Origin of the sequence: Fibrobacter sp. UWR2, assembly GCF_002210285.1 — a bacterium.
GTDB lineage: Bacteria > Fibrobacterota > Fibrobacteria > Fibrobacterales > Fibrobacteraceae > Fibrobacter.
Map to the genome: position 1 here is coordinate 178,948 of NZ_MWQE01000002.1, position 23,204 is coordinate 202,151.

The following is a 23,204-nucleotide window of genomic DNA, read 5'->3' on the forward strand; positions in this document are numbered from 1 at the left end:
GTTAGTTAAAGCAAAAAACGCAGGCTCGATTGAGTCTGCGCTTTTGGTATTAAAGGGCGTGGTTTACTTCTTCACGTGGCGATGGTACTCTTGCAAACTACAGACTTCAAAGCGGCCGAAGTCGTGCTTGTCCATGAGGCCTTCCACGGTAGAGGTGAGGGCGGCGATGGTCGTGGTGATAGGAATGCCCGACACAACAGCCTTGGAGCGCATCTGGATTTCATCGACCATGGCTTCGGCGCCGTTTTCGGTGGTGTTCACGATCCACTGGACTTCCTTGTCGTGAATGAGGTCGAGCAGGTTCGGACGGCCACGGGAGATGCGGAACACGGCGCGGGTCTTGATGCCTTCGTTGTAGAGCATCGTAGAGGTGCCGCGGGTGGCGTACAGTTCGTATCCGAGGTTCACGAGTTGGCGGATGAGCGGCACAGCCTTCTGCTTGTCTTCGTCCTTGAGCGAGACGAAGATGTTGCCCTGGCTCGGGACCTTGTTGCCCGATGCCAGCTGGCTCTTGAGGTAGGCAAGGCCGCGGTCGCGATCGATGCTCATGACTTCGCCGGTGGATTTCATTTCCGGAGAAAGCGTGATATCGACACCCGGGAACTTGACGAACGGGAAGACGGCTTCCTTGACGCTCACGTAAGGCACGTGGACTTCTTCGGTGAAGCCGATTTGTTCGAGGGTTTCGCCGAGCATGCAGCGGCTAGCATAGCTTGCAAGCGGGACGCCGATGGACTTGGAAACGAACGGCACGGTGCGGGATGCACGCGGGTTAACTTCGATCATGTAGAGTTCGCCATCTTTCACGGCGAGTTGCATATTCATGAGGCCGCAAACGTGGAGTTCCTTCGCGAATTCCTTGGCGTAGGCGCGGACCTTGTCCTGGATTTCCTTGGAGAGGGTCATCGGCGGGATGACGCTTGCGGAGTCGCCGGAGTGGATGCCTGCGGGTTCCACGTGTTCCATGATGGCGCCTACCACGGTGTGCTTGCCGTCGCTGATGCAATCTACGTCGAGTTCGGTGGCGTCTTCGAGGAAGCGGTCGATGAGAATCGGCTTGCCTTCGCCAATGGCTGCAGCTTCTTCCACGAACTTGCGCAGGTACTTTTCCTTATAGACAATCACCATGCCGCGGCCGCCGAGAACGAAGCTCGGGCGCACCAAAACGGGGTAGCCGATTTTCTCGACGATGGCGAGGGCCTCTTCCACGTTGTGGGCGATGCCGCTTTCGGCCTGCTTGATGCCGACCTTGTCAACCAACTGCTTGAAGAAATCGCGGTCTTCGGCGAGGTCGATGTCTTCGGGGCTCGTGCCGACGACGTTTGCTCCGGCCTTCTTGAGACGCATGGCGAGGTTCAGCGGAGTCTGGCCGCCGAATTGCACGATGACGCCCGCGCACTTTTCGCGTTCGTAAATGCCCATCACGTCTTCGAGCGTGAGCGGTTCAAAGTAGAGCTTGTCCGAAGTGTCGTAGTCGGTGGAAACCGTTTCGGGGTTGGAGTTCACCATGATGACTTCGTAGCCTTCGCGACGCAGCGTAAAGGCGGCATGGCAGCAGCAGTAGTCGAATTCGATACCCTGACCGATTCTGTTCGGACCGCCGCCGAGCACCATGATTCTCTTCTTGTGGCCGTGACCCGGGATTTCGCGGACGGGCTCAGAGTTTTCCGCATAGCAGCTGTAGTAATACGGCGTGATGGCTTCGAATTCGCCGGCGCAGGTATCCACGGAGTAGTAGCTCGGGATAAGGCCGATTTGCTTGCGCACCGCCATGACTTCTTCGGGAGTCTTGTGGAACAGGTAACCAATCTGGATATCGCTGTAGCCGAGTTCCTTGGCCTGGCGGAAGAGCGGCAAGTCCTTCGCGAGGTTTTCGAGAGAGCCTGCGGAAAGGATTTCGTCTTCGTAGAGGGCGAGTTCTTCGAGATGACGCAAGAAGTAGCGGTCGATTTTCGTGATTTCGTACAACTTCTCGACGCCCCACTTGCGGCGCAGTGCTTCGTGCAACACGAAGATGCGTTCGGCGCTCGGGCGGGCGACTTCCTTGGCGAGCGTTTCGTCGTCGTATTCCTTGAACTTTTCGCACTTGGCGCAGGCACCGAATCCGCCGAATCCCGTTTCGAGGGAGCGCAGCGCCTTCTGCATGGCCTGCTTGAAGTTTGTGCCGATGGCCATCGCTTCGCCCACAGACTTCATCTGGGTGCCGAGCGTAGAATCAGCCTTCGGGAATTTTTCGAACGTGAAACGCGGGACCTTCACGACAACGTAGTCGAGAGCCGGTTCAAAGCAGCTCGGGGTCGTCTGCGTAATGTCGTTGCGGAGTTCGTCGAGCGTGTAGCCCACGGCGAGGAGGGCCGCAATCTTTGCGATGGGGAAGCCCGTTGCCTTGGAGGCAAGTGCAGAAGAACGGCTCACGCGCGGGTTCATTTCGATGATGATGCGGCGACCGGTCTTGGGTTCAATGGCCCACTGCACGTTGGATCCACCGGTTTCCACGCCGATAGCTTCCATGACCTTCAGGGAGTCATCACGCATGGCCTGGTAGGCGCGGTCATCAAGGCTCTGGATCGGGGCGACCGTGATGGAGTCGCCGGTATGCACGCCCATCGGGTCGAGGTTCTCGATGGAGCACACGATAACGGCGTTGCCCTTCTTGTCGCGCATGACTTCCATCTCGAATTCTTTCCAGCCGAGGAGAGATTCTTCGATAAGCACTTCGTTGTTGAGCGAGGCGTCGAGACCGCGGTTCACGATGGTTTCGAATTCTTCGGGATTGTGGGCGATACCGCCACCCGTGCCACCGAGGGTAAAGCCCGGACGGATGATGAGCGGCCAGCTGCCGATGGTGTGGGCGATTGCGGTCGCCTCAGACATGGAGTGCGCCGAACCGGAGCGCGGGAGGTCCAGCCCGATCTTGAGCATGGCTTCCTTGAACAGGTGACGGTCTTCGGCGCGCTGGATGGATTCGGCCTTGGCGCCGATGAGTTCCACCTGGTAGCGGTCCAAAATGCCGCGTTCGTTCAGTTCCATCGCGAGGTTGAGTGCCGTCTGGCCACCGAGAGTCGGGAGCAAAGCGTCCGGGCGTTCGCGACGGATGATTTCGTGCAGGATATCGACGCTTAGCGGTTCGATGTAGGTGCGGTCGGCCATTTCGGGGTCGGTCATGATGGTGGCCGGGTTGGAGTTCACGAGCACCACTTCGTAGCCTTCGCGGCGCAGCACCTTGCAGGCCTGCACGCCGGAGTAGTCGAATTCGCAGCCCTGGCCAATCACAATCGGGCCGGAGCCAATGAGCATAATCTTCTTGATGTCGGTACGCTTAGGCATTCTTCTTGCCTCCATTCTTGTCATTCCCGCGAAGGCGGGAATCTACTTTCTCTTTTGTCATTTTTTTCGATGCGTTTTTCTGCGCGAGTGCGGCTTTCACGAGTCCGCTGAACAGCGGATGCGGCGCGGTGGGCCTGCTCTTGAATTCCGGATGGAACTGGCAGGCTTCAAAGTACGGGTGGTTCTTGATTTCTACCATTTCGACGAGCTTGCCATCGGGCGATGTGCCGGCGATTTTCAGGCCGGCCTTTTCCAAGGCGACGCGGAATTCGCTGTTGTAGTTGAATTCGTAGCGGTGGCGGTGACGCTCGCTAATCTTTTCGCTCTTGTAGAGTTTTGCGGCGTTGGAATCCTTCATGAGCTTGCACGGGTAAGCGCCCAGGCGCATGGTGCCACCCTTTTCAGTGACGTTCTTCTGTTCGTCCATCAGGTCGATAACCGGGTGGGCTGTCTTTTCGTCGAATTCCGTGGAGTTGGCGTCTTTCCAGCCGAGCACATCGCGTGCAAATTCAATCACGCAGCATTGCATGCCAAGGCAGATGCCGAGCAGCGGGACCTTGTGTTCGCGGGCATACTTGATAGCCACGCACTTGCCGTTCACACCGCGGCTACCGAAACCGCCCGGAATCAGGATGCCGTCGGCGTTCTTGATGAGGTTCGGATTCTTTTCGAGTTCTTCGGCCTCGATGCATTCCACTTTCACCTTGGCGTTGTGTTCCATGCCGGCATGTTGCAGGGCTTCGTGCACGGACTTGTAGGCGTCGCGGATGGCGATGTACTTGCCCACCAGCGCGATGGTGCATTCGTACTTCGGTTGGGTTGCCTTCTTGACGAGCTTGTCCCATTCGGAGTGGATAATCGGGTGCACGCTCAGGCGGAGCTGTTCCAACACGCGGAGGTCAAGTTCCTGCTTGGAAAGTTCGCGGGGCACGGCGTACACAGAATCCGTCACGTCCTTTTCTTCAATCACGCATTCGGGCTTCACGTTGCAGAAGAGGGCAAGTTTGTCGAGGTGATCCTGCGGGATTGTCATTTCGGTGCGGCACACGAGAATGTCCGGGAAGATACCGATGTTGCGGAGTTCTGCCACGGAGTGTTGCGAGGGCTTTGTCTTGAGTTCGCCGGCAGCCTTGAGGTAAGGCACCAATACCAAATGGACAAAGCAGGTGTTCTCGACGCCGACTTCGAAGCGGAACTGTCTTGCTGCTTCCAAGAAGGGGAGCGATTCGATGTCGCCTGCCACACCGCCGATTTCGCAGAGCACGATGTCGGCACCGCTTTCGGCGGCGGAACGGAAGGCGTCCTTGATTTCGTTGGTGATGTGCGGAATCACCTGCACCGTACCGCCGAGGTACTTGCCCGCGCGTTCCTTAGCGAGCACGGAAGAATAGATGCGGCCCGAAGTGTAGCTGGATGCCTTGGAGCACTGCACGCCTGCGAAACGTTCGTAGTGGCCCAAGTCAAGGTCGGTTTCGTAGCCGTCGTCGGTCACGAAGACTTCGCCGTGCTGGTAAGGGCTCATGGTGCCCGGGTCCACGTTCAGGTACGGGTCCAGCTTCTGCATGAACACCTTGTAGCCGCGACTCTTGAGCAGCAGCGCCAGCGAAGCGGAGGTGATGCCTTTACCGAGGGAGCTGACCACACCGCCGGTAATGAAGATGTACTTGGTCTGTTTCTTTGCGGTTGCCTTAGCCATTTTTCACCTCCCCGGCGCAAACCTTACCCGCGCGGGCCTTAAAATCCAAAATCATTTGTCTGAATTCACCGAACAGGTAGTAGGAATCGTTCGGGCCCGGAGCAGATTCCGGGTGGTACTGCACGCTGAACGCGGGGAGTTCCTTGTGGCGAATGCCCTCGACGGTGTTGTCGTTCAGGTTGATGTGGCTGACTTCCACGTTCGCCGGGAGGGTCGATTCCTCGATGGCGTAGTTGTGGTTCTGGCTCGTGATTTCGACTGCACCGGTCTTCAGGTTCTTTACCGGATGGTTGCAGCCGTGATGGCCGAACTTTAGCTTGGAAACCTTCGCACCGAGAGCAAGACCCAAAAGCTGGTTACCGAGACAGATGCCCATCAGCGGGACCTTGCCCAAAAGCTGCTTCACGACTGCCGCCACTTGCGGGAGCGAGTTCGGGTCGGCAGGGCCATTCGAGAGGAACACTCCATCGGGGTTCTTCGCCATAATTTGTTCGTAGGTGGCGTTAATCGGGAGGACCGTTACCTTCATGTTTTGTTCTGCGAGATTCCGCAGGATGTTCGTCTTGATACCGAAATCAAGCGCGACTACGTTCAGGTCGCCTTCGGTGCTGAATTCGTAACCCTTCGGGTCGCTGACCTTGCTGGCGTAGTCCTGACCGTCAAGGCCTTCCCAGGCTTTTGCCTTTGCGATTGCGTCGGCTTCGCTCATCTCGGTGCCGTCCACGTGGAGGTAGGCCTTCTGTGCTCCGTTGTCACGCAGATGGATGGTGAGGGCGCGGGTATCCACGCCCGCGATGCCCGGCTTCTTGTGGGCGAGCATGTAGTCGTGCAGGCTCTCTTCGCCGATTTCCTTGCTCACGTCGTCCAACGAGTTCACGACAATACCATTCAGGAACACGTCGCGCGATTCGGACTTTTCGAGGTTTGCGGCGTAGGCGCCGACTTCGGCCGTGGTAAAAACCACGAACTGGCCCGCGTAGGAGGGGTCTGTCAAAATCTGCTTGTAGCCCGCCATGCCGGTGTTGAACACCGCTTCGCCGACGGTATCGGTAGCCTCTCCAAAGGCATACCCGTGGAACACGGCGCCATCCGCCAGTGCCAAAAACGCCTTCTTCTCGCGTTTCGCTTTCCAGTTGAATTTATCGGTCATATATTGCTCGCTGTGTAATGAAAATCCGGATAAAAATAAAGGCAAAAGCCAGAAGCTTTTGCCAAACGATTGAAAACTTTAAAGACAGAAATGAAAATCAGATGCCCGGGGAGAGTCGCCTGGTTGCGTTGCGAGATTGCTGCAACGGCTGCGCTCAGGTGTGCCTCAATGGATTCCGATATTTTCATCGGACTCAAAATATAGTAAATCTTTTTCCCGTACGGGGAGAGTATTTTCAAATATTTTTTCAGATGCACGCGATATTTCACTTTTTGTAAAAGTCGTTTTTTTAAAAGCAATCCGCCGGCACAAGGCCGACGAATTGCATTTTGAGGTTCGGAGTACAGTTAACGGGGGAGTTGTTAATAGATAAACAGCATCTCCCTATACTTCGGCAGAGGCCACTTCTCGTCGGGCACGATGCTTTCGATCTTGTCCACGATGATGCGGAGGTTTGCCATTGCATCGAGGATTGCCTCGTGCTTGTCGCCGAGAGCGGCTTCCATCTTGGCAACGGCCTCTTCGAGGGCCTTGAGCTTTTCACCGAGTTCGCGGGCATAACCGTCCACGGCGTAGAAGCCCTGGGTCTTAGCCATCTCGTTGGTCTTCAACGCGTTACTGTATGCACAGAGCACTTGCGGGAGCACCACGTTCTTCGCGATGTCGAAAGCAATCTTGCCTTCGATGTGAATTTTCTTGTGGTAGTCTTCCATGTTGACTTCGTAACGGGAGTCGAGTTCGCGCTTGTTGAACACGCCGTACTTTTCGAACAGGGCCACGTTCTCTTTTTTCACGAGGGCCTGGAGGGCTTCCATCGTGGTGCGGATGTTCGGGAGGCCGCGCTTTGCAGCTTCTTCGACCCATTCGTCGGTGTAGCCGTTGCCGTTGAAGATGACCTTCTTGTGTTCCTTCACGATCTTCTGCAGCAAGGACTGCAATTCTTCGTGGAACTTGTCGGCCGGAACCTTTTCGAGCTTGTCGGCGATGATGTCGAATGCTTCGGCAACAATCGTGTTCAAGATGACGTTCGGTTCGGAGCAGCTCTGGCTGGAGCCCGGAGCGCGGAATTCGAACTTGTTGCCGGTGAAGGCGAACGGCGAAGTACGGTTACGGTCGGTCGCGTCGCGCGGGAGAGGCGGCAGCGTGTCGGAACCGAGCTTCATGACGCCAGCCTGCTTGCTGGACTTCGGGTCACCCTTTTCGAGCTGGTCGATGACGTCGGCGAGCTGGTCGCCGAGGTACATGGAGATGATTGCCGGAGGCGCTTCGTTCGCTCCGAGACGGTGGTCGTTACCGGCGCTAGCGACAGCCATACGGAGCAAGTCGGCGTGGGTATCGACGGCGTAAATCACGGCGCAGAGCGTGGTCAGGAAGATGGCGTTCTGGTGCGGGTCCTTGCCCGGGTTCAACAGGTTCACCTTGCCGTAATTTACGGACCAGTTGTTGTGCTTGCCGGAACCGTTGATGCCGGCGAACGGTTTTTCGTGCAGCAGGCAAACGAGGCCGTGGCGGTCAGCGACCTGGCGGAGCACTTCCATAATCTGCATGTTGTGGTCGCAGGCGAGGTTCACTTCTTCGAACATCGGGGCGAGTTCGAACTGGGCCGGAGCGACTTCGTTGTGGCGGGTCTTGGCTGGAATGCCGAGTTTCCAGAGTTCCTTTTCCACATCGTTCATGAAGTTGATAATGCGAGCCGGAATGCTACCGAAGTAGTGGTCTTCCATCTGCTGGTGCTTTGCAGGGGCGGCACCGAACAAGGTGCGGCCGGCCTGGTACAGGTCGGGGCGCTGCAGGTAGAAACGCTTGTCAATCAGGAAGTATTCCTGTTCGGCACCGAGAGTGACGGTGACCTTCTGAGCGGCGACGCCGAAGAGGCCCATGAGGCGGTCGGCGGACTTCTGCAGGGCCTGAATAGAGCGGAGGAGCGGAGTCTTCTTGTCCAAGGCTTCGCCGGTGTAGCTACAGAATGCGGTCGGGATGCAGAGCGTAGCTCCGTTGCCGTGACGCTTGATGAATGCGGGGGAGGTCGGGTCCCAAGCGGTGTAGCCTCGGGCTTCGAAGGTGGAACGCAGGCCGCCGCTCGGGAAAGAGGATGCGTCCGGTTCGCCGACGATGAGGTTCTTGCCGCTGAAGGCCATGATGGCCTTGCCGTTTTCGGGTTCCAGGAAGGAGTCGTGCTTTTCGGCGGTAGAACCGGTGAGCGGTTGGAACCAGTGCGTGAAGTGGGTAGCACCCCGGTCGATTGCCCACTTTTTCATGGCGTGTGCGACTTCGTTCGCGATGCTCGCGTCGAGCGGTGCGCCCTCGTCGATGGTGGCGAAAAGTTTCTTGCAGATGTCCTTGGGCAGGTAGGCGCGCATGGCCTCCGCGTTAAAGACGTCCTCGCCGTAAAAGTCGATGCTTGCGGGTGCTGCGGGCAAATTTGCACCCGCAGATTCACTTGCGATTTCCTTGATGGCTTTAAGCCTGTATTCGTTGCTCATGGCAATCTCCTAGTTTGAAATTTTTCGTTATGCCATATGCAAAATGCATGCCAAAAACAAAAAATTGGCGAAATCCTTGCAAAAGCGGCAAATGTTGGCTTATTACAAAAAATTGAGGATTTCCAAAAAATGAAAAAACGTTTTGTGCTTTACGGATTATGTAAATCATCTGGAGGTGAATTTGACAATCATTTGCAAATTGACTATATTTGAATTTGCGAATGAATTGCAAATTCGTTTTTTGGCGAGACTCGCCACGGATCTGGAGACTGGTGTGGAATACAAGACACAAACACGGCAGATGATAATGGATTATATGGCCGAAAATCCCGATAGGATTTTCATGGCTTCCGAAATTGCCAAAAGTCTGTCCGAGGTTTCGCTGAGTACCATCTACAGGAACCTTTCCCGTCTCGAAAAAGCGGGGATAATCCAGATTGTCGGTGCGGCCGAAAATAACGAATTGCAATACCGCTACACGGGCCCGGGTCGCTGCGAAGAAAAGATGCACCTCTTGTGCAAGGAATGTGGCAAGTTCTACCATCTCGAAGGCCCCGCGCTCAAGGTGCTGCAACTTTCGGTGCAGCGCAGCGGATTCGAACTAGACCAACAGCAGTCCGTGTTATTGGGCAGATGTGCCGGCTGCTCCCGGAGGCGCATGCGACATGGTTAAGGCTCTGTTCGGCAAGTTTCTGGTTGTACTCGCGTCGCTTTATGTATCTCGGCACCTGGAACACCATTGCCACGGCGAACACTGCCATGTTTGCCACCACATCCACCGATGCCTTGAGTTTATTTCGGTTTGCATGGAACTGGTCGTCGAGCCCTTCGAACTCGCCCTGAGCGGGGTCTTTTTCAGGCTCCCTCGTGTCAAGTTCCCCAAAACACAAATCACCACCCTCGTTTCACAAAAAGTCCTACTGCTGAATTGATGATTGCCGCCCCCAAAACGACAAGCGGCATTAAACCGCACTCCGATATCAACAACATTTGTCCATGAGGACAAGGGACTTTATATGAAAAAATTTGCATTCCTTGCATTTTTGATTTTTTTTGCAGCATTCATGCTGTCCGCTTGCGAAACGGAATCTGGTAAGAAGGACGTTTCCCAAAAGAAAATCTCTATCGTCGCAACAATCTACCCGCAATATGACTGGCTCAAGAACATCCTGGGCGAGCGCGCAGACTCCGTAGACCTGAAACTGCTCATCAAGAACGGCACCGACCTGCACAGTTACAAGTCGTCGGCACAGGACATCGCCGCCATCGCCGGCGCAGACATGGTCGTTTACGTGGGCGGAGAATCCGATGACTGGATCAAGAAGGCTCTGGAAGCCACCCCGAAGGCGGGCCGCGTACAGGTGAACCTCATGGAGGCGCTTGGCGACCGCGTTAAGGAAGAAGAAATCGTGGAGGGCATGCAGGCCGAAGAAGAGCATCACGAGCACGCCGAGGAGCACCACCACGAAGAGGAAGAAGCCGAAAACGACGAGCATATTTGGCTTTCGTTAATAAATGCAAAAATGCTCGTAGGCAGCCTCGCTGAAGCCCTTGCCAAAATCGATACCGCAAATGCGGAAACCTACAAGACGAACGTCGCCAACTTTACGGCCAAGCTGGATGAACTCAACGGTGCATATGCTGCGGCCGTATCCGAAGCGAGTAACAAGACCATTCTGTTTGGCGACAGGTTCCCGTTTCGCTATATGGTGGACGATTATGGCATTAAGTATTTTGCCGCGTTTGTTGGGTGTTCCGCCGAGAGCGAGGCGAGCTTTGAGACGGTTACGTTCCTTGCGGGGAAGATGGATTCTCTACAACTGCCCGCCATCTTCACGATTGACGGGAGCAACGGGAAAATCGCCCGCACCATCCTCGAAGCGAGCAAGAAATCCAGGAACGCGCAGGTCCTGACGCTCAACTCGATGCAGTCGGTAAAGGAAAACCAGGCCGGCGAAGATTACCTGAGCATCATGAAGTCCAACCTGGAAGTCTTGAAACAGGCTTTGAAATAATCAAGAAAGAACGAATATGAACGAACTAATCCCTCTGATAAAATGCCGCCAGCTGACCCTCGGCTATGGAAGCAAGGACCTGGTCCGTGATTTGGACTACGAAGTGAACGTTGAGGATTACCTCTGCATCATCGGCCGTAACGGATCCGGCAAGACGACGTTCCTCCGTGGAATCGCCGGCCTGCTCAAGCCCAAGTCGGGCAGTATCGAACTCTGCGATGGTCTGAAGCGTAGCGAAATCGGTTACCTGCCGCAGATGACGGTTGTTCAGAAGGATTTTCCGGCTTCGGTCGAAGAGATTGTGCTGTCGGCATTCCAGGGCAAGCACCGCCTGCTGCCGTTTTATGGACGGGACCAGCGGGACCGCGCCATGGAATGCATGGCGCTTACCCGCACCGAAAGTTTGCGCAAGTCGTGCTTCCGCGAACTTTCGGGAGGCCAAAAGCAGCGCGTGCTTTTGGCCCGGGCCCTCTGCGCTGCAGAACGCCTGCTGCTCCTTGACGAACCGGTGACGGGCCTCGACCCCGAATCATCGGAGACGATGTACCGCGTCATCAAGGACCTGCACAAGAAAGGGATGACTATTGTCATGGTGACCCACGATGTGGATGCCGCCCTAGACGATGCCACCCGTGTGATGAACTTCGACCAGATTTCCGTGAAGGGGAAATAGCCATGCCAGAAATCATCGAAAAACTATCGTTCTACCTGGATTTCCCTTTCGTGCAGTACGCGATTATCGTAGGCGTACTCGTTTCGCTCTGTTCTTCGCTCCTGGGCGTGACGCTCGTACTCAAGCGCTACTCCTATATCGGTGACGGCCTTTCGCACGTGGCCTTCGGCGCACTCGCTATTGCATCGGTGCTAAAGCTTACGAACAACATGCTGCTGATTTTGCCCGTAACCATAGCTGTAGCAATACTCCTGCTCTGCACCGGGAAAAACGCACGCATCAAGGGCGATGCCGCGGTCGCCATGGTATCGGTCGGCGCGCTTGCCATCGGTTACTTGCTGATGAATATCTTTTCGACTTCGGCGAATATTTCCGGTGACGTTTGCACTACGCTTTTCGGTTCCACATCGATTCTCACCTTGAAGGCAGAAGAAGTCTACCTGTGCATCGCGCTCTCTTGCGTTGTCATCTTCTGCTTTATCCTGTTTTACAATAAGATATTCACCATCACCTTCGACGAGAATTTCGCACGGGCCACAGGTGTCAACACCACGATTTTTAACCTGCTGATTGCGGTCATCGTAGCCGTTATCATCGTACTTGCCATGAACCTTGTGGGTGCGCTCCTGGTATCGGCACTCGTTGTATTCCCGGCACTTTCGGCAATGCGTACGTTCAAGAGTTTCTTCTCTGTAACGATTGCGGCAGCAACCATCTCGGTAATCTGTTCGCTTATCGGTATCGTGATAGCCATTCTCGCAGGGACCCCAGTAGGTTCCACCATCGTGGCGGCGGATATCGTAGTTTTCGGCCTATTCTACCTGATAGGCATCGCACGAAACGGCGGTAACTAAGTTGTCTAAACATTTCATAAAAACGGTCATCGCACTGATCGCCGTGCTTCTGCTCGCCCTGAACGCCTCCGCTAAGGATTCCGGCGGGAATGCGCCCAAGAAAATCGACGTCGACCTCACCCGCATGAGCGGCACCATGGTCTACGCGCAGGTTTACCAGATGGTAACGCACCCCGGCAAATATGTCGGCAAGCGCATCAAGATGAAGGGAGTCTTTTCGAGTTATTATGATGATGTCGTCAAAAAGCGCTTTTACGGCTGCGTAATCGCAGATGCGCTCGCATGCTGCTCGCAGGGGCTAGCGTTCGAACTGGCTAAATCGCGCAAGTACCCCGAGGAATTCCCCGATGAAGGCACGCAAATCACCATTATCGGCGACTTCGACTATGTCGTAGAAGAAGGCGAAGACGACGTCTCCTACGCCGTCATCCGCAACGCAAAAATGTCAAACGAGTAAATGAAGAATGTGGGCCTGTGCAGGGCGCATTTATTCTTTTTTTATTTATATTAGAAACGACGGCTGTGATTGTGCCGATGCATTATGAAAAAGTCTATTGTATTTTTGCTTGTCCTTTTGATTGCGGTGGCTGCTTCGGCAGCTGTCAAGAAAAAACGTTTTGATATCGGCGGGGGAGATGCGCCTGCCGCGACTGAGGTCGTCGCGCCTGCGGACGATTCGGTTTCTGCTGCGGCTGTTGCATCGGAGGCTGCTGCGGAACCCGCTGTTGCGAAATCGGTGACTGCGCCTAAAAAGCCTTCTGAAAAAACACGCTCTTTCTATATAGTTATTGCGCAGGAACAGAAGGTTCTTCGTGAAAAGTTGACTGCTGCGATTTCTGCAATGAAAAGTGGCGACTGGGGCGCTATCTGGAAATTCCTTCTCATTTGCCTTGTGTATGGTATGCTGCACGCGCTTGGCCCCGGACACGGGAAGTCAATTGTCGTGGGCTACTTTATCGCCCGACGTGGCCGCTGGCGGCAGGGTGTTGCGCTTGGCGCTGGCATTACCGTAACGCACACGATGAGTGCTGTATTGTTGCTGCTTGTCTTGTATGCGATTTTCAAGGCGACGGTATTCAATGCGTTCGAGACGGGCCGCATCGGAATTGAACGCGCGAGTTATGCGCTCATTATGCTCACGGGTGTGTTGCTGGTGGTGCTTGGAATCAAGGATTTTGTGACGCAGCGGAAGCAGGCTAAAATAACTGCGGAAGGTGTTGTCACGGAACCAGGTTCGGGAAATGCGCTTCCGCCGGTTGCCCGCTGGCGAGAAATTATCGGGGTTGCCGCCGTCACGGGAATCGTGCCCTGCCCGGCTGTGGCGCTGATTGTGCTGTTCTGCCTGCTGAATTCCATGGTGGCGCTGTCGCTCCTGGGCGCACTTGTCATTTGCATTGGCATGACGATTACGAATGTAGCCTTTGGCATTGCGGCCGTGGCATTCCGCAAGGGAATTGACAAGGGAAGTGCCCACACCCGTATTGCGACAAAAATATACACCGTCGCGACTCTCGCGGGCGGTGTCATTATCTTTATTTCGGGACTGTTACTGTTTACGAACCAGTTTGCGGGTCGCGTGTAGTAAGCGGCGCCGCAAGTGGCTTTATTCTGCGCTTTCCATCTCGTTAATCAGCTGGATATTGTACAGTTTTTGCACCTGTAAAATATCGAGGATGACGGCGATGCGCTCGTAAGTCGTGCCCTTGTCGATTTTTATGGCGACAGGGGATTTCTTATTCTGCACCGTTGCTGCCTTTTCGCGGAGTTCGTCGGGCGTGCCGCGCTGTCCGTTAAAGGCGAGTTCCGTTTCCGAAAGCTCTATGTACAGGCCTTCGGGCGTGTCGCGCTTGACTTCGCTCTGCGTCTCGGGCAAGATGAGTTTGAGTACCGATTCGTCTTGCTTGAAGACGGATGTCACCAGGAAAAACACCAGCAGCAAGAAGACGCAGTCAATCAGAGGCGTCATGTCGGGCCGGATTCGGCGGGTACGCTTTGCCATTTATGCATCCTCGTTTGTGGCATCGGCGCTCTGAGAACGAAGGTGATCTTTCTCCTTCAAAATGCGGCCTAGCTGCAAAAGCACGTCGTTTTCCACATTGTCCTGTTCCGATTCCATGCGGGCGTTCAGGTAGTTGAACGCAATGACGTGCGGAATGGCGACTACGAGGCCAATCACCGTCGTAATGAGGGCGAGCTTGATGCCTGTAGCGAATGCACCTGCGTCAGAAAGTCCCGAAACGGCGATGACGCTGAAGGCGTTGAAGATGCCGAATACGGTGCCCAAAAGGCCGAGCAGCGGAGAGATGCTTGCAATATTTTCAATCGTAGTCATACCCTTCTGTAGCGGTGAGAAGGCGAGCGCGATTTCGGTGCGGATACTTTCGATGATGATGTGGTGATCGGTGTTGTGCGTGACTACGCGGTGCAGGATTTTGGATGGCAGGCGGTTACGTATGCTTCTGTTGAAAAGAATCAGCGAGATAACCTTCCATACGATTATGGAATAACCGACGAAGTTCATCGCCACGAGCACGTAGGCGATAACGCCGCCCTGTTGAATAAAGTCTAAGATGTAGTTCATTTTTATGTCATTCCGGCCTCCGAGCCGGAATCTCCTTTATTGGTGAAGGTTATACTTGATTGGAATCTCCATTTTCCATGTCTCTTTGCCGAGTACAGTTGGAATCGGATCAAACTTGGGTACGGCTTGCACGGCGGCAAGTGCGCTTTCGTTCAGCGAGGAATACGGGCAAGGCTTTGCGACAACTGCACCGCTGATGCTTCCGTCTTTTGCGACCGTGAACTGGACGCGCACGGTGCCTTCTTGCTTTAAGCGACGGGCTGTAGCGGGGTAGTCCTTCTGCTTTTCAAAAGCTTTGCTCAGCCCCACCAAATAGGCGCGAGTCACCTTCATCAGTGAATCCTTCGATGGTTTCGGTGGTGGCGGTGGCGGCGGGGGTGGAGGAGGAGCCACGGGCTCGGGAGGCGCTTCGACAACGGGTTCCGCGTCCGTAACCACGATCGGTTCCGGCTCTGGCTCCGGTTCAGGTTCCGGCACCGTATCTTGCACGATGTTCGGGATAATCTTTGCGCGGACCACCTTCTTCACGATTTTCTTGACTTCGGGCGGGGGCGGAGGCGGCTGTAGCAGCAGGCGCTCCACATGAATCACCTCGGCGTCTTCGCGGGTGGTAACTACCTGCGTTCGCTTCAAAAATCCCCAGGCGTAAAAGCCCGCGTGCAACAAGACGGCGATAACAATGCCAAAGCAAAATACACGCCGCATCGTGAATGCGGAATACGGGTTGCGGGGCTTCGATTCAAATTCAAAATTCATTAGATCTTATTAGAAGTAATACTTCGCTTTCGCCCAGACTTCGCGGTTCTTGTCGTAGCCGGCGAGTTGCCCGCGCTTGCCGCCAAAGTGGTCGTAACCGAGCGAAATCATTACCTGGTCTGTAACGGAGTAATCGCCCGAAACGCGCGCGTAATAGGCAAGGTTGTCTATATCGAACATGCCGTAGAGCGAAAGTTTGAGCGTGTTGTTCAGCAGTTCCTTTGAAATGCGGAAAGTCATTTCTGAGGAATTCTTTTCGGCGGCTAATTTGTCCGAATAATCAGCGATGTACTTGTGTAAATACTGCACCATGAAAGTCCAGTTGTCGCCGGCGTACCAGTCGATTCCACCGAGCGCATTGAACGTGTTCTTGCGGGCGTAATCGAGGTTGTTGGCATAACCGAGCGCTTCACCAAAGTATTCTGCAATTTCGGCACGCAGCACGAATTCGCCGACAGGCATCGAGAGGTCGCCTCCGATCATGGTCATGGTCTCATGAATGCCGTGGATGACAATAGAATCCTTGACGGGATCGTAGCCTACGACCGTAACGGGCGACTGGTTATGCGTATGGAGTGCCGAGATAGAGAAGTCTAGATTCGAGAGGAAAAACGAGACGCGCGTTCCGAAGTCGCCGTTCTTGAATTTGGCATCGGGACCATCCGGGAAATCGATGCTTGCTTTTTCGGGCAATTCAGGACGCCAGGGGTTTTCTTCTTGCATGGGCATCTGGAAGTATCGCGATACGGGCACGTAAACGATTTCGGCATTCACGCGCTCGCCGGGGTACTTAATGCGGAAACCGTCAACAGCCATACGCATGTCATCGTAATCACTCGACATGAATTCGGTGTAGTCTACAGGCGAAATCAAGTCGGTAACGCGAAGCCCGTCGGCAACGCCCCACACCACAATCTGGCGGCCCGCGCGTATTTCAAGAAAGTCATTCTGGTAGTTGAAATACGCCTCTTGCAACTGCACTCCGGTGCGGTCTTCGAGAATGCTGTTGTGCACGCCATTCAGGCTGGTGAACAAATAGGCGTTCTCGTAATCTACGCGAAGTTCTGCGCGCAGGCGCGTCCGCGACGTGGTAAAATCGTGCGGATGCTGCGTCTGGACGGCGTGATACGTGTCCACGAACCCGTTGAATTGAAACGGGGATTCCTGGGCAACAGCGGTCGCCGCCGCCACCCCAATCGCTAACCACCAGATTTTAGACATTGTTACAGTCCTCTTTCCAAGCGCGGCACGGTGAATGTCTTTGCGTCAAGCGGAATGTTGAACTTGATGTCGCCGAATTCAAGGAGCGTCTTGTGGTTGGTCTGCACGTTTTCCATGCTCATCTTGGCGATAGACCAGAATCCATCTACCTGAACCACGTTTTCGACTTTTAGCGAGCGGTGCAACTTGCCGAGCTTGTCGTAGTATTCCACCTTCGCTGCAATCAGGCAGTCCTTGCGAATCCAGGAAATTTTTTTCGAGAAGATTTCGTCGCCCTTTTTCGGCACGGATTCAACCACCCAACAATCGATTCCGTCGACCTTTTCTTCGCGGAGGAGCTTGTGGGTGTCTTCGTCGATGTTGCGCTGGCCAACGTCGTCGTAAGTGAAGTCAGATCCCATGAAGTAATCCGTCTTGGAACTCTTTCCGCTAATACGGCGCGTCTTTTTCATGGCGGGCAGGTAAAGCCACTTGTCGTCATCCTTGTTGATGTCGTCGTAATCGACCGTCAGGAATCCCGTGCCCTTCACGTCGTTGGGGTAGCGGAAGAACATAATCTGCTTAGTGTCTTTGCCCACGTCCATCGCAAACGAGGTAATCTTGCGTTCGCGCTTGGCCCCGCTCTTGTTGATGAGAGTCATCGAGAGTTCGGAACTGCGGGTGTCGCCATCGGGGCGGTCATGCACTTTTTGCACGATATCGCGGCCGGTCAATGTTTCTGCGCTCACCATGGCGCTCAAGGCGACAATAATTGTCGCGGCTGTTTTTGCGAATTTCATATTCATATTTTTCTCCTATTTTCCAAAAATCTTGAATTTCTTGATTAAAAGCGGTGTCACGAAGAGGTCTGCGAGCAATGCCGAGACAAGGCCGACAAACACCACGAAGCCGAAGTTGAACATCTGCGTTGCGGCCGAGGTGGTAAAGCCAGCGAAGGTCGCCACCATGATAATCGTCGTCATCACGAGGGCCGGCCCTGCCGTGCGGAATACGTTGAGAATCGATTCGCGATAATCGTGGGTGCGGTCAAATTCCACATGCCCGTGGTTGATGAAGTGAATCGTGTCGTCGACGGAAAGGCCGATAATCATCGGGATGAGCGTCGCCGTCATCATGTCAAGCGGAATGTTCGTGAGCCCAAGGTAGCCGCCCACGAAAATACCCGGCGCAATATTCGGAATCATGCCGATAAGGCCTGTACGGATGCTGCCGAAGACGATCATCAAAAGGACAGCCACGATGACTACAGAAATCAGGAACGACGTCATCTGGCCCACTTCCAGGTACTGCTGCATGGCGGTGAACTGCGGCAAGTTTCCTACGGCAGTCACCTTTGCATCCGGGTAAAGCTTGCGAGCGAAATTCTGCAAGTCCTCGATTTCCTTCTGGAGTTCGTTGGAGTTGTAGCTCGAAATTTCAATCATCAGGCGGAGTTTCCTGTAATCGTAATCCATCCAGTAGCTCGCTTCGCTGCCGCCCGCGTTTTCGTAGAGCAAAAGCAACTGAGCAACTTCTTCTTCCGTTTCGGGAATGGCGTATTTGTCCTGACGATTTTCGTTTAGCGTGCGGTCCAAATCCTTGACGATATCAAGAATCGAGGTGGAACGCTTGGTGAGCGGATACTTCCCAGCGTACTCCTGCAATTCATCGAGCTTTTTCAGGTTTTCGACTTCCTTGGCCTTGTCATTTGCGCCAAAGTCAATCACCAAGTCGTAAGAGTAGAAACTTCCGATTTCGGATTCTGCCACGTAGAGCATCTTGTTCACGTATTCGACCTTGCGGCCCATGGTGCGTTCCACGTCAAAGGCGGGTTCTATCTTGGTGAGCCCGAAAACAGAAATTGCAGTTACAACGGCGAATACGATGGCGATGGGCTTCCCGTGTCCGAGAACGAACTTGCCGATAGAATCGAGAATGAGTCCCATGCGCGTGTCGCCACGTTCAAGCACCTTGGCGTTCGGCTTCTTGTCTTTGCCGAAACTCAGGAGAATCGGCGAAACCGTCAGCGCCACGAGAAGAATGAATGCAATCGCAATCGACGAGAGAATGCCTACGGAGCGGATCGGCTTGAGCATCACTGAAAGGAAACTAAGCAACGCGACGATCGTGGTAAGGCCGGAGAACAGCACCGACCAGCCCGTTTCACGCATGGCGTAAAGCACCGATTCCTTGCGCTTGCCGGTAAGCATCATGTTCTTGCGGAAGAACGAATTGATGTGGATGTTGTATGCAATCGAAACGGCGAAGGCCAAAATCACGGGCACCATGATGTTGGTCGCATCCATATAAAGCCCGAGATAACCCACCAAGCCGAAGGTCATAATGACGCCCGCAAAAGTCGTAATCAATGGCGAAACGATTCCGCGGAGCGAACGCGTTACCAGGAACATCACGATGATGGCGCAGAGAATGGTGATGATGAAAATGCGGCCCATCTCTTCGCCGATGTATTTCAGTTTCTGGAAACTCAGGTAAGGCATGCCTGTAGCACGCGGGTGCAACGGAGCATACTTTTCCTTGGCGATGATTTCAGCCGTTTCGCGGCCCGTCTGCATGTCGGGCGCTTCTGCCTTCACGCCCTTCGCTTCGCCTTCGGCCTTCCACACTGAATCTTCGGGGAAGGGGCGCAGCTTGATGTTGATGAAGGCCTGCTTGCGGTCGCTCGAAATCAACTTCTTCGCCAGTTCCGGCTTGTCAGCCAGACGCTTTTCGATTTCGGCAAGTCCCGCCTCGTCCGTCGGAATTTCTTCGGGCACAATCTGCGTGATTTCCATGCCCTCTTCGGTGCCAAGCATGTATTCCAAATCGACAATCGAAGTCGCCTTGCCGTCGGAATACGAGAGGCTGTCGCGCAGTTCGTTCGAAAGTTCGCGCAAAAGCTTCAGGTTGTCCGGCGTCAAGATGGAATGGTCGCTTTCTACCAGCACGCCCACGAAGTAGTCGTTACCGAAAGTTTCCTTGAACTTGTCCGTTTCGACAAGCATCGGGTCGCCCTCGATAAAGTAGCTGTCCCACGAGGCTTCGACGTAGATTTTTTTCATGCCCACGATCGAAACCGCAAGCAAAACGACAAACGCCACCAGCAAAATGGCGCGGTGGTTGAGCAGGAATTCGCCAAAACGGCCGAATCGCTCGTTGATTCTTTCAATGTTGATCTTAGGTAAGCTCATTGAGTTCTCCTTTTTTGCGGTGCAAAAATAGGGATATGGGCCTAAAAATTCTACTCCAAATGGTTTTGCTCAAAACCGAATGGGTCCATGCAAAATAGGGTGCGCCTGCTTTTTTTAATGGCAGGGTTTTCTTATTTTTGTCCGATTTTTGGAGTAAAGATGCACGTGCGGGACGACTTTACGTCCAAATATGCCTGTTTTTCATAAAAATGGGCTTTTTCTGCTTCCACGAAGTCGTAAGAATTTATATTTCTATTGACATAATGAATTAGAGTAGTACTCTTGTTCCCTATCTGGAAATTCTGGTAAAATTTCTTGGGGCTTGCCCCTGCAACTTGGGAAGAAGACGAACACTCACACCGATCGGGTGTGGGTCGTTGGGTGTATGCCCACGGTGAGTTTTCGCTTACTGTCGTGCTTAAAGTTGCGGGTTTACCAGAGTCTCCAGATAAAAGCCGAACGACACCATGCCTTTTTTGTTTTCAAAAAAGTATGGCGTGATCAGCAATCGTCATTCTCGCGCAGGCGAGAATCTCGGCATCCTGAACAAGACCACTGCTCGCAGACTGCCTTTGGCAGAAAGGTGCGAAAGATGAAAAAGACAATTTTGGCTTTGGCTACCTTTTTTCTTTGTTCATGTAACATTGACTACGATACGGATAAATTGATTGGAACTAGTTTCGTTTATATTGGGGAATGTCCTAATTTATATGATTATCTTGATAGTGAAAATTCTTGTACAAAGTCTAATGATGAACATGCTTATTCATGCAAAAAATTAGAAGCCATGAAAAAGTATTTGAGAAAGGATGAAAAATGTAAGGAGAAATTGTTGTTGGAAGTCTTGGTGCATGGGTTTGCAATTGGATCGAGTCTGTATTTATTATCAAGGTAGCAAGTAAACTGGGAACAAAACTCAAAAAAAGTAATTCAAATGTTTGAAAGGTGTAATGATGAATTATCAAGATGCTTGGAACAAAATAGTTGAGAAAGAAAAAGATCTTTCTGGAAAAAAGGAAGAAGCAGTTCAAACAATGTGGGAATCCGTTATTCTCCGAGATTATTTAGAATATAAGAAAGATTGTATCAATTCTCAACGGAAAATTAGAATCGGTTCTACGGATAAAATTGCTGACATTGTCCTTTGCAAAGAAAATAAGGAAATGTGTATTGTAGAATTAAAAAGATTTGAATTGCACGAAGGCAGAAATCAGTTATTTTCATATCTTAAACAAATAGATCGTGTATCTATTGGCGTTCTTGTTTGCGATAAATTGTATGTCTATGACTATCAATATGGACGAGATGCTGAAAAGCAACCTTATGTAGAGATTTCTTTTGAAGAGAATAATTTAGATGGAATTTCTTTTGTAGAATTGTTTAATTCATCCAATTTTGACGAAAGAAAAATTAAAGAATGGATTGCAAAAAAGAATGAAGAACGTCAATTGCTAAAGCAAAAACAAAACAATTTTAACAAAAATGTTGCTCAAATAAAAAATGAAATAAATGATAGCCTTATTAAGGAATTGCTAAAGAAGTATTTCATAAATGAAAGAGGTTTTACAAAAGAAGAATTTGAAAAGGCTGATAGTGAACATAACCAGATTTCGCCACAACCTTTACTACGTAACCGTAGAAATACGGCAAATAAGCGGATGGAAAAATTTAAAGAATGGCTTACTGCACATAAATATTCTCCAAATGTGGCAAGCGGATATGCAAGTGCGGTTAATTATATTGAACAACACCAATGCAAATTAGGAAATAATATTGATATATGGAATGCATCAAAGGGAACCATTCGAGATTTAGTTCGTGATTATGATAGCGATGGTAAGTATGCTAAAATTGGTCTAGAAAGGCATGCCGCAATTAAGAATGGTCTTAAGCGATATTACGAATTTTTATCATAATGTGTGAGATGGTTTGAAAATGCCAGAATAAATCCTATGCCCAAAACAAAAACTACATCCGAGGATGCCGATATCAAACGTTTTGAAAAGTTCGTTAAAGAACTTCTCGGCAAGGATGATGCCGAACTCTTTTTAGAAAAATACGGTGAACAGTGGAATGAACGTATTGAGAGAGATGAACCTGAATTAGATTCGTTCGTCTTAAAGGCTATTGAATTTGACAATGCTTCGTGTGCAATCATTCTTATGAATGATTGGATGAGGTTCATGAACAAGGTGGAAAATTACGAAAAGTGGAAAAAGAATTCACCTGCACAAAAGCAAGATATCATAGAAGACTATTATTTTCAAATAAAGGCTGACTTCTTTCGCGCCAGTCTAGAAAAATATGGTGGACGCAAAGGCGTCGAAGATAAACTGTTGGCGTTGAATGGAATGTTGAGAAAAAAGAATTTCGAAGATGCGTCAAAACAGTCAAAAACTCTACTCAAAATATTAGACGATAATCCGTTTGTTTCAAATGAATCCTTCCAATATGTCTCTATTATGAACGAAATGGAATGGTTTGTTTATCAGCATTATAACAAATCGTCAAATTCTAATGTTAGGAACATTAACTTTATTTGTCCGGTAGAATACATTTATTTAGAGAATGCTGCCATTGCTTTTGAAATGAAAAAATATTCAGAAGCAGAAAAATATCTGAATGAGACACTGAAATGGAACCCGGTTTCCGCATATGGTTTGTGGTTTCTCGCTCGTGTGTATCTAGAGCGAAGGCAGTGGAAACAAAGCCTAGATACAATCATTCGAGGCCTAAAATATGCGTATCGTCCATCCCATTTTAGGGCGTTTTATGATGCTTTGATGTGTTATTTCGATGGCAGGAATTTGAACAAGGATGTTTTATGTTGTATTTATTTGAAAATGCAATATGCGTCTTCGGATAAAACCAGAAAGAATGTCGCTCAGGATTTTCAAATCTTTTCTAGATCAGAATGCGCAACAAATTTGCGTGTGAAAAAATTATGCGATGCGTATATTAAGCCCCTAGAGGAGCCGGGCAAACGAAATAATAGGACTGATAGTAAATCAAGCAAGCTGGTTGATGTTTCAATTGAAGATGTTCGTGAATCGTCCCGAAAATATGGATATCCAATGGAAGTGAATCCAAAGATAATCGAACTGGCAAAATCTTATCGTGAAAAAGCCGTTTGTGCTAAAGATAATCGCGAAGCAGAATATTTTCAAACTATACTTTCTGATTTAGAGAAATGTCGGGAACAGGCGAAAAGAATTTGCGTGGCAATATCTCGTCAAAGAAAATCAAAAATTGTGAGTTGATTTGAAAAGCCAGGCGTT

Annotated in this window: 22 protein-coding genes; 11 read left to right on the top strand and 11 right to left on the bottom strand. The window is 51.8% G+C overall.

Annotated elements, in window-relative coordinates; genetic code table 11:
* Positions 1 to 63: 63 nt before the first annotated feature.
* The 5 genes from carB to B7994_RS04975 all read right to left on the bottom strand — a co-directional run bounded on the left by carB (position 64) and on the right by B7994_RS04975 (position 8,656).
* On the bottom strand, positions 64 to 3,327 hold the full coding sequence (carB, locus tag B7994_RS04955) for a carbamoyl-phosphate synthase large subunit (protein WP_088637369.1): 3,264 nt from the start codon (positions 3,325 to 3,327) through the stop codon (positions 64 to 66).
* Positions 3,320 to 5,023, bottom strand: a complete 1,704-nt coding sequence (locus B7994_RS04960; RefSeq protein ID WP_233143042.1) for a CTP synthase — start codon at positions 5,021 to 5,023, stop codon at positions 3,320 to 3,322. Before B7994_RS04960 ends, carB begins: the two co-directional genes overlap by 8 nt.
* Positions 5,016 to 6,173 carry a glutamine-hydrolyzing carbamoyl-phosphate synthase small subunit gene (carA, locus tag B7994_RS04965; protein ID WP_088637370.1) on the bottom strand — a complete coding sequence of 386 codons (1,158 nt, stop codon included), beginning with the start codon at positions 6,171 to 6,173 and terminating at the stop codon, positions 5,016 to 5,018. Before carA ends, B7994_RS04960 begins: the two co-directional genes overlap by 8 nt.
* Positions 6,170 to 6,361 (bottom strand): hypothetical protein, encoded by a 192-nt coding sequence (locus B7994_RS04970; protein ID WP_144063756.1) that lies wholly within the window; start codon positions 6,359 to 6,361, stop codon positions 6,170 to 6,172. The genes carA and B7994_RS04970 overlap by 4 nt, the downstream gene beginning before the upstream one ends.
* A gap of 174 nt (positions 6,362 to 6,535) precedes the next feature.
* Positions 6,536 to 8,656, bottom strand: coding sequence for a glutamine synthetase III (locus tag B7994_RS04975; protein ID WP_088637372.1), 2,121 nt, complete (start codon positions 8,654 to 8,656; stop codon positions 6,536 to 6,538).
* Between the two features lie 36 nt (positions 8,657 to 8,692).
* Here B7994_RS04975 and B7994_RS14040 point away from each other — a divergent pair, with 36 nt between their 5' ends.
* The 8 genes from B7994_RS14040 to B7994_RS05010 all read left to right on the top strand — a co-directional run bounded on the left by B7994_RS14040 (position 8,693) and on the right by B7994_RS05010 (position 13,780).
* Complete coding sequence (locus B7994_RS14040) at positions 8,693 to 8,869, top strand: hypothetical protein (RefSeq protein ID WP_158213077.1); 177 nt, start codon at positions 8,693 to 8,695, stop codon at positions 8,867 to 8,869.
* A 28-nt stretch (positions 8,870 to 8,897) separates the two neighbouring features.
* On the top strand, positions 8,898 to 9,329 hold the full coding sequence (locus B7994_RS04985) for a Fur family transcriptional regulator (protein ID WP_233143043.1): 432 nt from the start codon (positions 8,898 to 8,900) through the stop codon (positions 9,327 to 9,329).
* A complete protein-coding gene (locus tag B7994_RS13875) occupies positions 9,322 to 9,588 on the top strand; it encodes a hypothetical protein (RefSeq protein ID WP_144063757.1) in 267 nt (88 codons plus the stop codon). Before B7994_RS04985 ends, B7994_RS13875 begins: the two co-directional genes overlap by 8 nt.
* Before the next feature lie 84 nt (positions 9,589 to 9,672).
* Entirely contained in the window at positions 9,673 to 10,671 is a 999-nt protein-coding gene (locus tag B7994_RS04990; RefSeq protein ID WP_088637375.1) for a metal ABC transporter substrate-binding protein, read from the top strand.
* A 16-nt stretch (positions 10,672 to 10,687) separates the two neighbouring features.
* On the top strand, positions 10,688 to 11,344 hold the full coding sequence (locus tag B7994_RS04995; protein WP_088637376.1) for a metal ABC transporter ATP-binding protein: 657 nt from the start codon (positions 10,688 to 10,690) through the stop codon (positions 11,342 to 11,344).
* A 2-nt stretch (positions 11,345 to 11,346) separates the two neighbouring features.
* Entirely contained in the window at positions 11,347 to 12,198 is an 852-nt protein-coding gene (locus tag B7994_RS05000) for a metal ABC transporter permease (RefSeq protein WP_233143044.1), read from the top strand.
* A 1-nt stretch (position 12,199) separates the two neighbouring features.
* Positions 12,200 to 12,655 (top strand): hypothetical protein, encoded by a 456-nt coding sequence (locus B7994_RS05005; protein WP_233143045.1) that lies wholly within the window; start codon positions 12,200 to 12,202, stop codon positions 12,653 to 12,655.
* 84 nt (positions 12,656 to 12,739) lie between these two features.
* Complete coding sequence (locus B7994_RS05010; RefSeq protein ID WP_088637377.1) at positions 12,740 to 13,780, top strand: nickel/cobalt transporter; 1,041 nt, start codon at positions 12,740 to 12,742, stop codon at positions 13,778 to 13,780.
* Between the two features lie 21 nt (positions 13,781 to 13,801).
* On the opposite strand, the gene B7994_RS05015 is transcribed toward B7994_RS05010, so the two are convergent.
* The 6 genes from B7994_RS05015 to B7994_RS05040 are packed head-to-tail and all read right to left on the bottom strand — an operon-like array spanning position 13,802 to position 19,926.
* A complete protein-coding gene (locus B7994_RS05015) occupies positions 13,802 to 14,197 on the bottom strand; it encodes a biopolymer transporter ExbD (protein ID WP_088637378.1) in 396 nt (131 codons plus the stop codon).
* Positions 14,198 to 14,779: a MotA/TolQ/ExbB proton channel family protein gene (locus tag B7994_RS05020; RefSeq protein ID WP_088637379.1), complete on the bottom strand. Its 582-nt coding sequence runs from the start codon at positions 14,777 to 14,779 to the stop codon at positions 14,198 to 14,200. It abuts the gene before it with no gap.
* Between the two features lie 36 nt (positions 14,780 to 14,815).
* Complete coding sequence (locus tag B7994_RS05025; protein ID WP_088637380.1) at positions 14,816 to 15,535, bottom strand: energy transducer TonB; 720 nt, start codon at positions 15,533 to 15,535, stop codon at positions 14,816 to 14,818.
* Between the two features lie 9 nt (positions 15,536 to 15,544).
* Positions 15,545 to 16,756, bottom strand: coding sequence for a DUF1302 family protein (locus B7994_RS05030; protein ID WP_088637381.1), 1,212 nt, complete (start codon positions 16,754 to 16,756; stop codon positions 15,545 to 15,547).
* Positions 16,757 to 16,758: 2 nt separating this feature from the next.
* Entirely contained in the window at positions 16,759 to 17,541 is a 783-nt protein-coding gene (locus B7994_RS05035) for an outer membrane lipoprotein-sorting protein (protein ID WP_233143047.1), read from the bottom strand.
* Positions 17,542 to 17,550: 9 nt separating this feature from the next.
* Positions 17,551 to 19,926, bottom strand: a complete 2,376-nt coding sequence (locus B7994_RS05040) for an RND family transporter (protein ID WP_088637382.1) — start codon at positions 19,924 to 19,926, stop codon at positions 17,551 to 17,553.
* Between the two features lie 592 nt (positions 19,927 to 20,518).
* Between B7994_RS05040 and B7994_RS13880 the strand changes: the two genes are divergently transcribed.
* The 3 genes from B7994_RS13880 to B7994_RS05055 are packed head-to-tail and all read left to right on the top strand — an operon-like array spanning position 20,519 to position 23,186.
* The gene (locus B7994_RS13880; protein ID WP_144063758.1) at positions 20,519 to 20,821 is read left to right on the top strand and encodes a hypothetical protein; all 303 of its coding nucleotides are present in this window, start codon (positions 20,519 to 20,521) and stop codon (positions 20,819 to 20,821) included.
* Positions 20,822 to 20,876: 55 nt separating this feature from the next.
* Complete coding sequence (locus B7994_RS05050; protein WP_088637384.1) at positions 20,877 to 21,842, top strand: type I restriction enzyme HsdR N-terminal domain-containing protein; 966 nt, start codon at positions 20,877 to 20,879, stop codon at positions 21,840 to 21,842.
* A gap of 3 nt (positions 21,843 to 21,845) precedes the next feature.
* Positions 21,846 to 23,186 (top strand): lipopolysaccharide assembly protein LapB, encoded by a 1,341-nt coding sequence (locus B7994_RS05055; RefSeq protein ID WP_144063759.1) that lies wholly within the window; start codon positions 21,846 to 21,848, stop codon positions 23,184 to 23,186.
* Positions 23,187 to 23,204 lie beyond the last annotated feature (18 nt).

Bases quoted from the DNA above. Each gene is read 5' to 3' on its own strand.
- B7994_RS05025 (WP_088637380.1), bottom strand. From the start codon at position 15,535: ATGAATTTTGAATTTGAATCGAAGCCCCGCAACCCGTATTCCGCATTC.
- B7994_RS05010 (WP_088637377.1), top strand. From the start codon at position 12,740: ATGAAAAAGTCTATTGTATTTTTGCTTGTCCTTTTGATTGCGGTGGCT.
- B7994_RS14040 (WP_158213077.1), top strand. From the start codon at position 8,693: ATGCAAAATGCATGCCAAAAACAAAAAATTGGCGAAATCCTTGCAAAA.
- B7994_RS05015 (WP_088637378.1), bottom strand. From the start codon at position 14,197: ATGGCAAAGCGTACCCGCCGAATCCGGCCCGACATGACGCCTCTGATT.
- B7994_RS04995 (WP_088637376.1), top strand. From the start codon at position 10,688: ATGAACGAACTAATCCCTCTGATAAAATGCCGCCAGCTGACCCTCGGC.
- B7994_RS05020 (WP_088637379.1), bottom strand. From the start codon at position 14,779: ATGAACTACATCTTAGACTTTATTCAACAGGGCGGCGTTATCGCCTAC.
- B7994_RS04970 (WP_144063756.1), bottom strand. From the start codon at position 6,361: ATGAAAATATCGGAATCCATTGAGGCACACCTGAGCGCAGCCGTTGCA.
- B7994_RS05030 (WP_088637381.1), bottom strand. From the start codon at position 16,756: ATGTCTAAAATCTGGTGGTTAGCGATTGGGGTGGCGGCGGCGACCGCT.
- B7994_RS05000 (WP_233143044.1), top strand. From the start codon at position 11,347: ATGCCAGAAATCATCGAAAAACTATCGTTCTACCTGGATTTCCCTTTC.
- B7994_RS05050 (WP_088637384.1), top strand. From the start codon at position 20,877: ATGATGAATTATCAAGATGCTTGGAACAAAATAGTTGAGAAAGAAAAA.
- B7994_RS04990 (WP_088637375.1), top strand. From the start codon at position 9,673: ATGAAAAAATTTGCATTCCTTGCATTTTTGATTTTTTTTGCAGCATTC.
- carA (WP_088637370.1), bottom strand. From the start codon at position 6,173: ATGACCGATAAATTCAACTGGAAAGCGAAACGCGAGAAGAAGGCGTTT.
- carB (WP_088637369.1), bottom strand. From the start codon at position 3,327: ATGCCTAAGCGTACCGACATCAAGAAGATTATGCTCATTGGCTCCGGC.
- B7994_RS04975 (WP_088637372.1), bottom strand. From the start codon at position 8,656: ATGAGCAACGAATACAGGCTTAAAGCCATCAAGGAAATCGCAAGTGAA.
- B7994_RS13880 (WP_144063758.1), top strand. From the start codon at position 20,519: ATGAAAAAGACAATTTTGGCTTTGGCTACCTTTTTTCTTTGTTCATGT.
- B7994_RS05040 (WP_088637382.1), bottom strand. From the start codon at position 19,926: ATGAGCTTACCTAAGATCAACATTGAAAGAATCAACGAGCGATTCGGC.
- B7994_RS13875 (WP_144063757.1), top strand. From the start codon at position 9,322: ATGGTTAAGGCTCTGTTCGGCAAGTTTCTGGTTGTACTCGCGTCGCTT.
- B7994_RS05035 (WP_233143047.1), bottom strand. From the start codon at position 17,541: ATGAATATGAAATTCGCAAAAACAGCCGCGACAATTATTGTCGCCTTG.
- B7994_RS04960 (WP_233143042.1), bottom strand. From the start codon at position 5,023: ATGGCTAAGGCAACCGCAAAGAAACAGACCAAGTACATCTTCATTACC.